Here is a 14,462-nt window from a genome sequence, read left to right as displayed (position 1 = left end):
TGACGGCGGGCGCGGCTGTTCCGCCGCCGGACCACGACTATTTTGCTTGGCGACGCAGCAAAAATCGGCATTGTGGCGCCATGACCGAGCAAAATGACGCCCAAGAATCCTCGCAAGCCAAGGCCGGCGCGATCATCGTCCCGGTGACGCTGTTCGAGCAGAACTGCACCATCATCTGGGACGAGCCCGGCAAGAAGGCCGTGGTGATCGACCCGGGCGGGGACGTGCCGAAGATCCTCGAGGCGATCAAGCAGACCGGCGTCACCGTGGAGAAAATCTGGCTGACCCACGGCCATATCGACCATGTCGGCGGCGCGGCCGAATTGCGCGATGCGCTGAAGGTGCCGATTGAGGGCCCGCATGTCGCGGACAAATATCTGCTCGACAGCGTGGTCGAGAGCGGCGCGCGTTTCGGCATGACGGAGGTGCGCAATTTCGAGCCGGATCGCTGGCTCGACGAGGGCGACATCGTTTCGATCGGCGAGCTGAAATTCGACATCCTGCACTGCCCCGGCCACTCGCCGGGCAGCGTGGTGTTCTTCAACAAGGACTTACGCTTTGCCCATGTCGGCGACGTGCTGTTTGCGGGCTCGGTCGGGCGCACCGATCTGCCCGGCGGCAGTCACGCCACGCTGATCAACTCGATCATGACAAAGCTGCTGCCGCTCGGCGACGATGTCGGCTTCATCTGCGGCCATGGTGCCGGCTCGAGCATCGGCCAGGAGCGGCTGACCAATCCGTTCATCACCGGCGAGATGTAGCGACGCCGCCGGCTACTTCATCAAACCCGCAGCCGTCAGTGCGCGCGTGATGATCTGGCCGAGATCGAAGCCGCGAGGTTGCTCGCGCTTCGACTCGGCCTGTTCTTCCGCAACCGCGGCGCGGATCGAGCGGGCGAGATGCGGGGCGGAGGTCAGCGCAGGCTTCGGTGATTTCGCGTCCGCCTTCTTCCTGGCCGCATCCGAAATCCATCCGGTGAGACCGAAGAACTTTGCGATGTGGTAGGACGACGAGATGCCGGCCTCGATCAGGAACGCGCCTTCGACACCGTAGCGCTGGTCGTTGTCGGCAAGCCCCAGCGGCGTGCCGTGCGCCATGCCGGTGATGGCGTAGGATTCGACCAGCGTCTCACCATCCTTGTTCCACCAGGCCTGGCGCGGATAGCCGTCGACATTGATCTCGGCCATCGGCGTCATCGGCAGATCGTGCAGATCGAGCCACTGCTTGACGATCTCGTTGGCATTGCCGGGATTGACGGTGCGATCCACGCTGCCGTGCCACACCGACACCTTCGGCCACGGCCCGCGATGATTGGACGCCCGCCGCACGAAATCGCCGAGCTCACGCTCGGGCCGCGCCGGGGAATGGAACATGCCGTCCAGCGCCTCGCGCAGATTCGACGCGATGCCGTAGGGAAGGCCTGCGATGATCGCGCCGGCAGAAAACACGTCCGGATAGGTCGCGAGCATCACCGAGGTCATGCCGCCGCCGGCGGACAGGCCGGTGATGAAGATACGCCTGGGATCAATGCGCTGCGTCTGAACCATATGCGCGACCATCTCGCGGATCGAACGCGCTTCGCCGCCGTCGCGCGCGGTGTCTTCGGGATTGAACCAGTTGAAGCAGGTGTTGCCGTTGTTGATGCGCTGCTGCTCGGGCATCACCAGCGCAAAGCCATAGTGACGCGCGAGCGTCGACCAGCCCGCGCCGAGATCGTAGCCAGCGGCGGTCTGGCCGCAGCCGTGCAGCACGACGACGAGCGCGCGCGGCTTCTGCAATTGCGCCGGCACGAACGCGAACATGCGCAGATTGCCGGGATTGTCGCCGAAGCCCGTGACTTCCTGCAGCGGACTGGAGGCGTCAGCGCTCGCGCCAAAATCGGGCAAGCGTAGGCCATCCATCCTTGGCAGATGTCTCAAGAGGTCGACGTTACGGGCTAATGACACGGCAAATTCCTGGTGGGCGTCTTTCAACGTTTACCCAGACCAGATAGTTGCTGCAGTGCAAAATGAAAAGACCGTGTGCTGTCGACATGCAAGGAATCGCGCAGATTCCCGCAAGAAACCGCACGTATTAACCGCGCTGCCTCAACTTCGTGCAGATGCGCGGCGCATCCACGTCAGGAATGCGGCGCAGATCATGATTAACGCCGCAAACAGCGCGAGCGAGGCCAGAAATCCTGCGCGCGCTGATTGCAACGATTCGATTGCGAAGAACACCGCACCGATTGCGGCCACTCCGGCCGCATTTCCGATCTGCGCAATGGTGCCGTACATGCCCGACGCCGAGCCTGCCGCGACGGGTTTGACGGTCGAGAGCACCGCGCCGGAGAGCGGCGCCATCACCATGCCCTGACCGTAGCCGAAGATGAGCATGACGAGCGCAAGCGCGATCGGGCTCGGCGCATCGACACAGCCGGCCAGAAGCGCGAGCGCGGCGAGGCCAGCGATCTGCAGCGCGCAGCCTTCGATCAACACTTTGGTACCACGATGCTTCGCTCGCGCACTGCTGTGGCGCGAGGCCACCACGAACGCGAGCGCGAGCGGAACGAAGGCGAGGCCGGCGGCGAGCGGCGGGATCCTCAGGCCGCGCTGCATGAACAGCGTCATCACCAGATAGAACGAGAGATTGGCGGCGAAGAAAAAGAACGCGGCACCGAGCCCGCGCAGGAAGGCGGCGTCCGCCAGCAGCGTCAGATCGATCAGCGGCATGCCGCCGGCGCGTGCCACCGCATGCTCGAGCCTTGGAAATGTGAACAGGATCACGCCACCGACCGCCATCACGGCCCACAGCCACGGCGCCCAGCCGACATCATGGCCGAACAGCAGCGGGCCGATCAGGCACAGCAATCCCGCAAACAGCACCAGGCTGCCCTTGATGTCGAGCCTGGTGCCGGCCCGGCGCGGCACCGTGGGCATGATGCGCCATGTGGCAGCGGCGATGACAAGGCCGCAGGGGACGTTGACGAAGAACACCGAGCGCCAGCCAGTATGTGCAAGGTCGATCGTGACCAGCAGGCCACCAAGCAAGAAGCCCGCGGCGCCCGCAAGCCCGAGCACGATGCCATAGATGCCGAAGGCACGGCTGCGCGACTCGTCCGTGAACAGCAGATGCAGCGTCGCCAGCACCTGCGGCACCATCAGCGCGGCGGTCGCGCCCTGCGCCAGCCGGGCGATGATCAGCTCCGCGCCGGATTGCGCGAGGCCACACCACAGCGACGTCGCGGTGAATCCGAGCACGCCGGCAAGGAAGACGTTCTTGGTGCCGTGGATGTCGCCGAGACGGCCGCCGGTGACGACCAGCGTGGCATAGGCGATCAGATAGATCGCGATGACGGATTCGATCTGCGCCGGCGTCGCGTGCAGGTCGGCTGCGATGGTGGGGATCGCGACGTTCACGATGAAGGCGTCGACGCCGAACATGAACTGCGCGGCGACGACGATCGCCAGCACCCACCAGCGAAGGGTCGAATCGACGGGCTTTGTGACGGTTTGATGCATTTTCGCGCGAGCTTTCGGGGATCTATTTGCGCCCGATGCTCGCAGATCAGCATCACCCCTGCGATTACCTCAGAGGTAGGACTTGCCGCTGTGGCCCGATTGCTGCATGTCGGTTCCCGCTGATTTTGCAGGGCTTTGGAAGCAAATCCGATGTACGACTACGACATGGTGGTGATCGGCTCGGGCCCGTCGGGGCGCCGGGCCGCGGTGCAATGTGCCAAACTCGGCAAGGCCGTGCTGGTGGTGGAGAAGGGCCGGCGGGTCGGCGGCGTCTCCGTTCACACCGGCACGATCCCCTCGAAAACGCTGCGCGAGACCGTGCTCAATCTCTCCGGCTGGCGCGAGCGCGGCTTCTACGGCCGCTCCTACCGGGTGAAGCACGACATCGCCGCCAGCGATCTGATGACCCGGCTGCAGAAGACGCTCGACCATGAGGTCGAAGTGCTCGAGCATCAGTTCAGTCGCAACCTCGTCCGCACCGCCAATGGCGAGGCGCGCCTGGTCTCGCCGCACGAGGTCGAGATCACAAGCGCGATCGGCGAGACCAAAACGGTATCCGCCGCGTTCATCCTGATCGCCTGCGGCACGCGCCCGTTCCGGCCCGACTATGTGCCGTTCGACGGCGCCACCGTGCTCGACAGCGACGAGATCATCGAGCTGCCAAAACTGCCGCGCAGCCTCGCCGTCATCGGCGCCGGCGTGATCGGCGTCGAATACGCCACCATCTTCAGCGCGCTCGATGTGCCCGTGACCCTGATCGAGCCGCGGCCGACATTCCTCGACTTCATCGACAAGGAATTGATCGACGAGTTCATGCACGAATTGCGCGATCGCAATGTCGCGCTGCGGCTCGGCTCCAAGGTCAACTCGATCGAGAAGACGGCGCAGGGCGGCATCGTCACGAATCTCTCCGACGGGCGTCACGTCACCACGGAAATGCTGCTGTTCGCGGCGGGGCGCGTCGGGGCCACCGACCGGCTCAATCTCGAAGCTGCCGGCATCGTCGTCGACCATCGCGGGCGCATTAAGGTTGATCCCGTGACCTTGCAGACCAGCGTGCCGCATATCTACGCCGCCGGCGACGTGATCGGCTTTCCGAGCCTGGCCTCGACCTCGATGGAGCAGGGCCGCGTCGCCGCCTGCCACGCGCTCGGCATGGAGCCGATGGCGCCGCCGGAATTCTTTCTCTACGGCATCTATTCGGTGCCGGAGATCTCGACCACGGGCCTGACAGAGGAAGAGGTGCGCACGCGCGGCATCCCCTACGAGGTCGGCATCGCGCGCTTCCGCGAGACCTCGCGCGGCCACATCATGGGGCTGAACAGCGGCATGATGAAGATGATCTTCTCGACCAAGACCCGCCGCCTGCTCGGCGTGCACATTCTGGGCGAAGGCGCCACGGAGCTGATCCATATCGGCCAGGCCGTGCTGAACCTCAAAGGCACGATCGACTATTTCATCCAGAACACGTTCAACTATCCGACGCTCGCCGAGGCGTACAAGATCGCCGGACTGGATGCGTGGAACAGGATGACGCGGTGATCTTCCTTCACCTCGCCCCGCTCTTGTCCGCCGAAGCCTTGGCGAAGGCGGATGCGGGGAGAGGTCGGAATTCAAACGCAGTTTGAATTCCGGGTGAGGGGGACTCTCCGCGAGTCGTCTGCCCGCTGGAACGACGCCCTATCGACGCGTCATTGCGAGCGCAGCGAAGCAATCCAGAATCCCTCCGCGGAAAGACTCTGGATTGCTCACATGGGGAAGTGTCGTGTCAACAGGGTTTGTCAGCTCTTTGTTCGATTGCAGGCCAGCTCTTCGTCCCGACCGTGAGACTATGGAGATGGCGCGCGGAGCTCAGGTCAAGGTCGGCCCGTAGGGCCGCCGCGAAGCGGCTTGACCTTGAGGTGAGCGAGCACGCCATCAGGCTTTTGTGGTCGGGCGTAACTGGTTCGGAGAACTCCTTCTCGTCAGCGATCCAAGGCCGAGCCGGTTTGGCAATCTGGTTTTGCGTGCCAGATCAAACTCACATTCGGTCGTTGCGCGAGGCAACTGCACCAACATTCCGCTTGCGGCGGGCAGGCTCGAGAGGACGGGACCACTCTTCGTTGCGGCGTTTGAAGCCATGCAATCCATCGGTTCGTCCGCCCGGATCGGCCAAGGCTGATCGATCCTCGGCTGATTGGTTGTCGGTGAGGGAAGTATCCTCGATCTCAGGCAGCGCCCTTCATCACAGCTCCCTCGATCACGACGCCATGGGTGACGTACTTCCACAACGCGACCAGAAGCTTGCGCGCCAGAGCCACGATCATGCGCTTGCTGCCGCGCTGGCTGTTGGCCTTGAACCAGAGTGTCAGCGCCGATTGAGGCTGATGACGCACCCAGAGCCAGGCGAGCTGGATCATCGTCGTGCGAAGCCGCGGATTGCCGGCCTTCGAGACCCCCTGCTCTCGCTCGATCCCGCCGCTGCGCCAGGGCGTGGCCGCAAGACCGGCATAGGAGGCGACCTGGCGGCGGTTGGAGAACTGCCGGTAGAAGGCCTCCGACCAGAGAATGACCGCAAAATTGGGTCCCATCGCCTTCAATGCCGACAGCATCGCCACCGGCCCTGGCGTCTCGGTTCCAGGCTTTGCGGCAGCAGCCAGCAATGCATCCTGCTCGGCCTCCACCGCCTCGATCTGGGTGAGCAACAGCTCGAGGCGGTCGAGTTCGCGGCTGATCTGCGCCTTCAGATGGGGCGGCAGTTCTCGCCCGTCGCCAGTGCGCAAGGCCTCGAGCCGGTCCCGTCGGTTACGTCGCAAAGGCATGTAGTCGGAGATGCCCTGTGCAAACAGAAGGCCCTTGATCCGGTTCACATGCTCGATCCGCTCGGCAATCAATGTCCGCCGTTCGCGGCAAAGCCTGCGGCGATCCTCCTCTTCGGGCGAAGGGGCCGCCACCATCGCGCAGACCCGTGGCTCGCCGCGCTTGTAGGCCAGAAGCGCCCGCAACAGCGCCTCGCCATCCAGCCTGTCCGTCTTGGCCCGCCGCCGCCGTCGCGACGTCGCAATCGAGGCGGGATCGACCACGTGGCTCTCAATGCCTTCCTGTTGCAGAACCCGGTGCAGCCAGAACCCCTCCAGCCCCGCCTCCTGGATCGTGATGATCGGATAGGTCTGACCGGTCCGCGCCATCGCCTTGCGCCTGACCTCCGCAAACAGCTTCAGCAGCTCAGCCGTATCGCTGGCCTTGACGCCCTGCCTGGACATCTTCTCGCCCGCGCCAGGTGAAAGCCACGTGATCAGCCACGTCGAACGGCTCAGTTCCAATGACACAAAAATTGCGCCAAACTGCGTCCGGATAGCGGTCGGTCCGTCGGAAGGATGATCGAGCAACATCGTCGTCTCCAGGTTGGTTGGTTCGCAACCTCAGTCTGGCCTCAGACTCGGTCGCTATCCACTCCCCATGGAATCTTCGCTGCGCTCGCAATGACGGCGTGGGGCATCTTAAGAACCCAACCACCTCCGTCCCCGCGGAGACTCCCCCTCACCCCGACCCTCTCCCCGCAAGCGGGGCGAGGGAGAAGAAACACGCATGCCTGCATTCCGCGGCGCGGGACATCGCGCGATTGCGTTCGTGGCATCGGGCACGTAGCCTCACACTACCAACAAACAGAAAATACCAGCCGGAGAGAACGCCATGGCGCGCCTGAAGTTTGGAGCCTTTCTTGCCCCGCATCATCCAATCGGGGAGCATCCGATGCTTCAGTTCCGGCGCGATCTCGATCTGGTCGAGCAGTTAGATGGCCTCGGCTATGACGAGTTCTGGTGCGGCGAGCATCATTCCTCCGGCTGGGAGATGATTGCCTCGCCCGAGATGTTTCTGGCCGCGGCCGGCGAGCGCACCAAGCGGATCAAGCTCGGCACCGGCGTGGTGTCGCTGCCCTATCACCATCCCTTCAACGTGGCCCAGCGCATGGTGCAGCTCGACCACATGACCGGCGGCCGCGCCATCTTCGGCTCCGGCCCCGGCGCGCTGGCGTCGGATGCGCACACGCTCGGCATCGACCCGATGACCCAGCGCGACCGCCAGGACGAGGCGATCGGCGTGATCCGTCGCCTCTTCAACGGCGAGCGCGTCACCGCCAGGAGCGACTGGTTCACCATGAACGACGCCGCGCTGCAGATCCTGCCGTTGCAGGAGGAAATGCCGTTCGTGGTGGCGTCGCAGATCTCGCCGTCGGGCATGACGCTCGCCGGCAAATACGGCATCGGCATCATCTCGCTGGGCTCGATGACGACGCAGGGGCTGATGTCGCTGCAACAGCAATGGCAGTTCGCCGAGGATGCCGCCAAGAAGCACGGCACCACGGTCAACCGTGCCGACTGGCGCGTGCTGCTGAGCTTCCACATCGCCGAGAGCCGCGAGCAGGCGCGCAAGGAGGCCGGCGCCGGGCTGATGCGCTGGCACAACGAATATAATGTCGGCACACTGCAGCGGCCGGGCCTCACGGCATTCTCCTCGCCCGATGAGGCCGTGGACAAGACCGCCTTCGTCGAGGGCGCGGCCTCGACCATCGGCACGCCCGACGATCTCGTCAAAACCATCAAGAACGTGATGGACGTGTCCGGCGGCGTCGGCGCCGTCATCGGCTTCGTGCATGACTGGGCCAATCCGGAAGCCACGCGCCGGAGCTGGGACATGGTCGCGCGCTATGTCGTGCCGGAGATCAACGGCTACATCGATGGCCTCCGCAAGTCGCAAAAGTTCGTGATCGAGAACCGCGCGATTTTCGAGCGCGCCGGTCAGGCCGTGATGGCCAAGATCATGCAGAACGAGAAAGCCGCCGAAGCGCTGAAGGTGACCGGCCCCGGCCGCGTCGCGATTCCCGCCGTCAACGCGCCGGATCTGCAGAAGGAAGCGGCCAAGCGGTAGGCCCGGCGCTACGCTTGTAACGACGTTCACAAGCGCGACATCCCGGCCTGTGCTATGCTGATGACGATCCAGCCTGGCGCAGGCCGTATGATTGCCGCGGTCGCGCGATTCCTGTCGGTCAGCAAACCGGAGCATTCGTCATGTCGATGCAGAATGTGGCCTCGTCTGAGCTTGAGTACACCGCGCCCAAGCGCAATCAGCTGACGCACATCCCGGGCGACGAAGGCTGGCCGATCGTCGGCATGACCTTCAAGGTGCTCGCCGACCCCAAGGGACATATCGAGAGGAACGGCGACAAGTACGGGCTCGTCTATCGCACCCACATTTTCGGCGAGACCAACATCGTGATGCTCGGACCTGAAGCGAATGAGCTCGTGCTGTTCGACCAGCAAAAGCTGTTTTCGTCGACCCATGGCTGGAGCAAGGTGCTCGGCCTGCTGTTTCCGCGCGGATTGATGCTGCTGGATTTCGACGAGCACCGGCTGCATCGCAAGGCGCTCTCGGTCGCGTTCAAGTCAGGACCGATGAAGTCCTACCTCAGCGATCTCGACCGCGGCATTTCGGCACGGGTGGCGCAGTGGAAGGCAAATCCGGGCGAGATGCAGCTCTATCCGGCGATGAAACAGCTCACGCTGGATCTCGCCGCAGCGTCGTTCCTCGGCGCAGATATCGGGCCCGAGGTCGCCGAGATCAACCGCGCCTTCGTCGACATGGTCGCCGCTGCAGTCGCCCCGATCCGCCGTCCCCTGCCCGGCACGCAGATGGCGGCCGGCGTGAGGGGACGCAAACGCATCATCGCCTATTTCCGCGAGCAGATCCCGCTGCGACGCGGCAATCACGGCGGCGACGATCTGTTCTCGCACCTCTGCCGCGCCACCCATGAGGATGGCGCGCTCCTGTCCGACCAGGACATCATCGACCACATGAGCTTCCTGATGATGGCGGCGCACGACACGCTGACCTCGTCGCTGACGTCCTTCATCGGCGAGCTCGCCGCCAATCCGGACTGGCAGAACAGGCTGCGCGCGGAAGTTCTCGCGCTCGGGCTCGCTCCGGGCGCGCCGAGCAGTTTTGACGATCTCGAAAAGATGCCGTTGACGGAGATGGCCTTCAAGGAAGCGCTGCGGATCAAGCCGCCGGTGCCCTCGATGCCGCGCCGCGCGATGCGCGATTTCACCTTCAAGGGCTATACGATCCCCGCCGGCACGGCAGTCGGCGTCAATCCGCTCTTTACACACCACATGAAGGACATCTGGCCGGAACCCGATCGCTTCGATCCCCTGCGCTTCACCGAGGAAGCCCAGCGCAACCGTCACCGCTTCGCCTGGGTGCCGTTCGGCGGCGGCGCGCATATGTGCCTCGGCCTGCACTTCGCCTACATGCAGGCGAAATGCTTTGCCCGGCACTTCCTGCAGAACATCGAGGTGTCGCTGGAGCCCGGCTACAAGCCGGACTGGCAGATGTGGCCGATTCCGAAGCCGAAGGATGGGTTGAAGGTCAGGGTGAAGGCGGTTTAGCCGCATCCGTCATTGCGAGCGCAGCGAAGCAATCCAGAATCTTTCCGTAGGGCGATTCTGGATTGCTTCGCCGCTTCGCTCCTCGCAATGACGGAAATTCGGTCTTGTAGGGTGGGCAAAGGCGCGGAGCGCCGTGCCCACGATTTCTCGCGATGGAAAGAATTGATGGGCACGCTTCCGCCTTCGCTCTTCGAGCTACGGCGGACAAGTCGCTTTGCCCACCCTACGGCACCGTCACCTGAGCTCCTATGCCCCCTGATCGAACGCCTTGCGCAGGGCGACATAGCCCTGCTGCTGCTGGCTCCAGTTGCGGCCGCCGGTGATTGCGCCGTCAATGACGAGGTCGTGGCCATTGATGAAGCTGGATTCGTCGCTCGCCAAGAATACTGCGGCGTGGGCGATGTCGTCGGGGATGCCGGCGCGCGGAATCGGCTGTGCGGTCTTGTAGACATCGCGCATCACCGCCGGCGTCTTCTCGGCAGCTTCCGTCGATAGCCCCAGCGCCTTGCCAAAGATGCCGGTTGCGATCGCACCGGGCGAGATCGAATTGACGCGCACATTGGACTCGCCGAGCTCCATCGCTACGCATTTGGTGAGATGGATCACCGCTGCCTTGGCCGCACCATACACGACCGAGGAGGAGAAGCCGGCAAGACGGCCTGCAATGCTGCCATTGTTGATGATGCTGCCCGATCCCTGCGTCTTCATGTAGGGCGCCGCGTGCTTCATGCCGAGCATGACACTGCGCACCAGGGTCGCCATCGCCGCGTCGAAGCGCTCGACCTCGAGGCCTTCGATGCCGCCGGTCTGCGCCGGGCCGCCGGCATTGTTGAAGAGGCAGTCGATCCGGCCGAATTTTTCCACCGCGAGCGCGATCAGCGCCTGCATCTGCGCTTCGACAGTCACATCCGTCTGCCGGAAAACGCAGGAAGCGCCGAGCTGCATCGCCAGCGCCTCGCCTTCCGGTATACGGCGGCCCGCGATCACAATTTTGGCACCTTCGGCAACGAAGACTTCCGCGGTACGCAATCCGATCCCGCTCGTCGCACCCGTGATCACCGCAACCTTGCCGTCAAGCCTGCCCATGGAATGTCCCCGATTTCGAATGATTTGAAGCCAAATGGCGGACACCGATCGATGACGTCACGACGACAATCGGCGCCGCAACAATCACTATTCCTGCCGGGTCCCGACAAGGCAAGCTTTGCTTGCGCATGCGAGATGCGTAACATCATGGCCCGTCTCTCGATTTTCGGACGGCTCTCGCAACCGGGCTGCGCATGAGGAAGCTGATCGACGAATTCCGCAAAGGCTGGCAGGGCGTGGCACCGCCATCGCTCAGCCTGAGCATTGCGTTCGCGGTGGCCTGCGTGCTGGTCGCGACCCTGGCCCGCTGGGGGCTCGCGCATGTGCGCCCTGACGTCTACTTCACGCCGTATTTTCCGGCCGTGTTCTTCGCAGCCGCCTTCGGAGGCCTTCGGATCGGCGTCGTGACGGCGCTGCTCGGCGGCGTGCTCGGCGTCGTCGTGAATTTCGGCGATGCTTCTGCCGATCGCGCGCGGTTCGCCCTGCTCACGCTCTATTGGGGTGTTTCCGCGCTGACGATCTGGGGCGTCGAGCATTATCGCACGATGCTGGCGGAGCAGCGCCGGATCTCCAAGCGCCTGATCGAGGAAGAAGACTATCGCAAGGTCCTGGTCGACGAGCTCCAGCACCGGCTGAAGAACAAGCTGTCGACCGTGCACGCCGTGCTGCACCAGGTGTTGCATGACCAGCCGCAGGTCTGGGCCCGCATCGACCCGCGGCTGCGCTCGCTGGCCGCGACTGACGATTTGATCTCGCGGATAGATAAAGCCGGCTGCGACATCCGCGATCTCCTGATCTCCGAGCTCGGCCCTTACGGCCATGTCCGCTTTACACTCAACGGCGACCGGCTGTTCCTGCCGCCGAAGCTTGCGGTGACGCTGTCACTGATGTTTCACGAACTCGCCACCAACGCCGGCAAATACGGCGCGTTTTCCTCACCGCGCGGATTGCTGCAGGTGTCATGGACCGTGAGCGACGATCGCCTGACCGTCACGTGGGACGAAACCGAAGGGCCGAGCGTCGACAAGGTCTCGGAGCCCGGTTTCGGCACCAAGCTGCTGAAGTCGGCGTTATCCGCCTTCGACGGCAAGACCGAGATCTCGTATTTGAAGACCGGGCTGCACTGCATCATGCAGTGTCGCATTCCCAAGAGCGAATGAGATCACCTCTCCCCAGCGGGGAGAGGTCGAATTGCGCAGCAATTCGGGTGAGGGGCCGCAGCGGACGGTTAGACCTTAACCCCTCACCCGGACCGCATCTTCGATGCGATCCGACCTCTCCCTTCGGGAGAGGTGTCCACTGCGCGGCTGCACCAACCTAATCAAAACCACCGCGCAGTCAGAGAGCCAATACAAACGAAAGAGAGCCGCGCGCTGCGCTCGCGCTTTCGCAAGCGCTGTTGACCTTCTGTTAATGACGATCGGCGGCGCGCCTCGCGACGCCACAAGTTTCTCCCAAAACACCCCCGTATTTCTGCGGACCCCTTAACCAAACCTAAGAGGGAACTGCGCATGATCGCGCTCATTGCAAAGGCGCGCTGAAACAACAAGATTCATGAATTCTATGAACGACAATGCACATAACGGCGCGAGTGAAGCCGAACTCGGATTTCTCAAGGAAATCGTTAGAATGCTGCCTGCCGGCCTGACCGTGCAGGACGCGCAAGGCAAACTTCTCCTGGTTAACGATGTCGCGGCCGCCCAGCTCGGCATGGACGGGAGCCGCCCGTCGCCCGATCTCGCACAGCGCCGCGAGGCCTGCGAACGTGCGCTGAGGGCCGGACAGCCGGTCACCTCCGAAGAAGCGCTCCAGGACGGCACCGCACGCCAGGTGCTGCTGACGACCCATCGGCCGGTCCAGCTCGCCGGCCGCGAGCTCCTGATCTCGGCCTCCGCCGATATCACCGAGCAGAAGAATTTCGAGGACCAGCTGTTTCGCTCGGCTTATTTCGACGAGCTGACCGGGCTGCCCTCGCGGCGCGTGATCGAGCATCGCGCCAACAGCCTGCTCGCAGGCGATCGCGGTGAGCGTTTTGCACTCGCCTTTCTCGACGTCGACAATTTCAAGCACATCAACGACTATTACGGCCACACCGTCGGCGACGCGCTGCTGGTCGAGCTGTCGAAGCGGCTCGGCCGCGACCTGCGCGATTCCGACATGCTGTCGCGCATCTCCGGCGACGAATTCCTGCTGCTGCTCTCGCCGATCCGGAGCCAGGAAGAGGTCGCCGAATTCATGCAATCGACGCTGGAGCGGCTGACCGCGCCGTTCTTCATCGACAATTCGGAAGTCTTCGCCTCGACCTCCGTCGGCGTCAGCCTCTATCCCGATCATGGCCGCAGCTTCGAGACGCTACGCCAGAACGCCGACATCGCGATGTACCGCATCAAGAACAACGGCAAGGGGTCCGCCGCCTTCTTCGATGCCGGCATGGAGCGCGAGGCACTGGCGCGGATGAAGATCGAGCAGTCGCTGCGGCTCGCGATTCTCGAAAAGCGCTTCTGCTGCGCCTTCCAGTCCAAGGTCGATATCCGCACCCAGGCTGTGACGGGCATCGAGGCGCTGGTGCGCCTGCGCGACGACGAGGGCGTGATCCAGGCGCCGGGCTCGTTCATCAATCTGGCGAGCGAGCTCGGATTGATCGACGAGCTGACCCATCTCGTGCTGGCCGAGATCGTCAAGTCGATCGACCTGATCAACGACACGTTCGGTGCGGAAGCGACCATCAGCATCAACGTCGCCGCCAAGCAGGCCGGCAATCCCGAATTCATGCGCAGCTTTGCGCAGGCGCTTGACGACACCGGTTTTCCGCGGCGCTTCATGATCGAGGTGACCGAAGACGCCTTCATCGCCGGGAATCATTTCCAGTCGGAAATCCTGCCGATGTTCCGCAAGCTCGGCGTCGGCATCTCCATCGACGATTTCGGTACCGGCTATTCGTCGCTGTCGGCGCTCGCCGACATCACCGCCGACGAGATCAAGATCGACCGCTCCTTCATCACCGACATCCATAAGCGCCCGCGCAGCCAGGGCATTTTGCGCGCGATCGAATCCTTGAGCGAAGCGCTGGGCATGACCGTCATCGCCGAAGGCCTCGAATCCTACGAGGAGCTCGCCTATCTCCAGGCCGCGACCAAGATCCGCTACGCACAGGGCTATTATTTCGCCCGCCCGATCTTCCTGGAGGAGCTGAAGCTCGCCACGCCTGCCTCGAGCGAATCCCGCGCCAGCGTCTCCGCCCGCCCGATGCAGCAGAACCGCCAGGGCTATTCGCGGGCGAGCGGGTATCGGCGGTAGGGGCGTCGTCGTCATCGGCGGGCTCGGCTCGATCGGCGGCGGCGACAAGAGCGCGGGCGCCTCGCATTAAGCTTCGATTAACGATGCAGCGCAGCGCGCCGTGCAGGCGACGTACAACCGTGGCGTGATGCTGCGCGGTTCCCGCGTGGGTGGA

At 63.7% G+C, this 14,462-nt stretch carries 10 protein-coding genes; 6 read left to right on the top strand and 4 right to left on the bottom strand.

Features of this window, described 5'->3' with window-relative positions:
* Nucleotides 1–80: 80 nt before the first annotated feature.
* Entirely contained in the window at nucleotides 81–761 is a 681-nt protein-coding gene (locus tag V1280_RS31425; protein WP_334533558.1) for an MBL fold metallo-hydrolase, read from the top strand.
* Nucleotides 762–773: 12 nt separating this feature from the next.
* Here V1280_RS31425 and V1280_RS31420 read toward each other — a convergent pair whose 3' ends face one another.
* Both V1280_RS31420 and V1280_RS31415 read right to left on the bottom strand, forming a co-directional pair.
* Nucleotides 774–1,946, bottom strand: coding sequence for an extracellular catalytic domain type 1 short-chain-length polyhydroxyalkanoate depolymerase (locus V1280_RS31420; protein ID WP_334533555.1), 1,173 nt, complete (start codon nucleotides 1,944–1,946; stop codon nucleotides 774–776).
* Between the two features lie 141 nt (nucleotides 1,947–2,087).
* Nucleotides 2,088–3,500: an MFS transporter gene (locus V1280_RS31415; protein WP_334533552.1), complete on the bottom strand. Its 1,413-nt coding sequence runs from the start codon at nucleotides 3,498–3,500 to the stop codon at nucleotides 2,088–2,090.
* A gap of 150 nt (nucleotides 3,501–3,650) precedes the next feature.
* Here V1280_RS31415 and sthA point away from each other — a divergent pair, with 150 nt between their 5' ends.
* On the top strand, nucleotides 3,651–5,042 hold the full coding sequence (gene sthA / locus V1280_RS31410; RefSeq protein ID WP_334533549.1) for a Si-specific NAD(P)(+) transhydrogenase: 1,392 nt from the start codon (nucleotides 3,651–3,653) through the stop codon (nucleotides 5,040–5,042).
* Nucleotides 5,043–5,707: 665 nt separating this feature from the next.
* On the opposite strand, the gene V1280_RS31405 is transcribed toward sthA, so the two are convergent.
* Nucleotides 5,708–6,871, bottom strand: a complete 1,164-nt coding sequence (locus tag V1280_RS31405) for an IS110 family transposase (RefSeq protein ID WP_334533546.1) — start codon at nucleotides 6,869–6,871, stop codon at nucleotides 5,708–5,710.
* A 301-nt stretch (nucleotides 6,872–7,172) separates the two neighbouring features.
* Here V1280_RS31405 and V1280_RS31400 point away from each other — a divergent pair, with 301 nt between their 5' ends.
* The gene (locus V1280_RS31400; RefSeq protein ID WP_334533543.1) at nucleotides 7,173–8,408 is read left to right on the top strand and encodes an LLM class flavin-dependent oxidoreductase; all 1,236 of its coding nucleotides are present in this window, start codon (nucleotides 7,173–7,175) and stop codon (nucleotides 8,406–8,408) included.
* Nucleotides 8,409–8,548: 140 nt separating this feature from the next.
* The gene (locus V1280_RS31395) at nucleotides 8,549–9,925 is read left to right on the top strand and encodes a cytochrome P450 (protein ID WP_334533539.1); all 1,377 of its coding nucleotides are present in this window, start codon (nucleotides 8,549–8,551) and stop codon (nucleotides 9,923–9,925) included.
* A gap of 246 nt (nucleotides 9,926–10,171) precedes the next feature.
* Here V1280_RS31395 and V1280_RS31390 read toward each other — a convergent pair whose 3' ends face one another.
* The gene (locus V1280_RS31390) at nucleotides 10,172–11,011 is read right to left on the bottom strand and encodes an SDR family NAD(P)-dependent oxidoreductase (protein ID WP_334533537.1); all 840 of its coding nucleotides are present in this window, start codon (nucleotides 11,009–11,011) and stop codon (nucleotides 10,172–10,174) included.
* Nucleotides 11,012–11,205: 194 nt separating this feature from the next.
* On the opposite strand from V1280_RS31390, the gene V1280_RS31385 reads away from it, so the two are divergent.
* Both V1280_RS31385 and V1280_RS31380 read left to right on the top strand, forming a co-directional pair.
* On the top strand, nucleotides 11,206–12,171 hold the full coding sequence (locus tag V1280_RS31385) for a sensor histidine kinase (RefSeq protein ID WP_334533534.1): 966 nt from the start codon (nucleotides 11,206–11,208) through the stop codon (nucleotides 12,169–12,171).
* 403 nt (nucleotides 12,172–12,574) lie between these two features.
* Nucleotides 12,575–14,308, top strand: coding sequence for a putative bifunctional diguanylate cyclase/phosphodiesterase (locus V1280_RS31380; protein ID WP_334533531.1), 1,734 nt, complete (start codon nucleotides 12,575–12,577; stop codon nucleotides 14,306–14,308).
* Nucleotides 14,309–14,462 lie beyond the last annotated feature (154 nt).

The sequence above is a fragment of the Bradyrhizobium sp. AZCC 2230 genome (assembly GCF_036924495.1).
Classification (GTDB): Bacteria; Pseudomonadota; Alphaproteobacteria; order Rhizobiales; family Xanthobacteraceae; genus Bradyrhizobium; species Bradyrhizobium rifense.
The sequence above is the reverse complement of the archived record's forward strand: the minus strand, read 5'-3'. Positions and strand labels throughout refer to the sequence as shown.

Bases quoted from the DNA above. Each gene is read 5' to 3' on its own strand.
- V1280_RS31405 (WP_334533546.1), bottom strand. From the start codon at position 6,871: ATGTTGCTCGATCATCCTTCCGACGGACCGACCGCTATCCGGACGCAG.
- V1280_RS31385 (WP_334533534.1), top strand. From the start codon at position 11,206: ATGAGGAAGCTGATCGACGAATTCCGCAAAGGCTGGCAGGGCGTGGCA.
- V1280_RS31380 (WP_334533531.1), top strand. From the start codon at position 12,575: ATGAACGACAATGCACATAACGGCGCGAGTGAAGCCGAACTCGGATTT.
- V1280_RS31395 (WP_334533539.1), top strand. From the start codon at position 8,549: ATGTCGATGCAGAATGTGGCCTCGTCTGAGCTTGAGTACACCGCGCCC.
- V1280_RS31425 (WP_334533558.1), top strand. From the start codon at position 81: ATGACCGAGCAAAATGACGCCCAAGAATCCTCGCAAGCCAAGGCCGGC.
- V1280_RS31400 (WP_334533543.1), top strand. From the start codon at position 7,173: ATGGCGCGCCTGAAGTTTGGAGCCTTTCTTGCCCCGCATCATCCAATC.
- V1280_RS31415 (WP_334533552.1), bottom strand. From the start codon at position 3,500: ATGCATCAAACCGTCACAAAGCCCGTCGATTCGACCCTTCGCTGGTGG.
- V1280_RS31390 (WP_334533537.1), bottom strand. From the start codon at position 11,011: ATGGGCAGGCTTGACGGCAAGGTTGCGGTGATCACGGGTGCGACGAGC.
- sthA (WP_334533549.1), top strand. From the start codon at position 3,651: ATGTACGACTACGACATGGTGGTGATCGGCTCGGGCCCGTCGGGGCGC.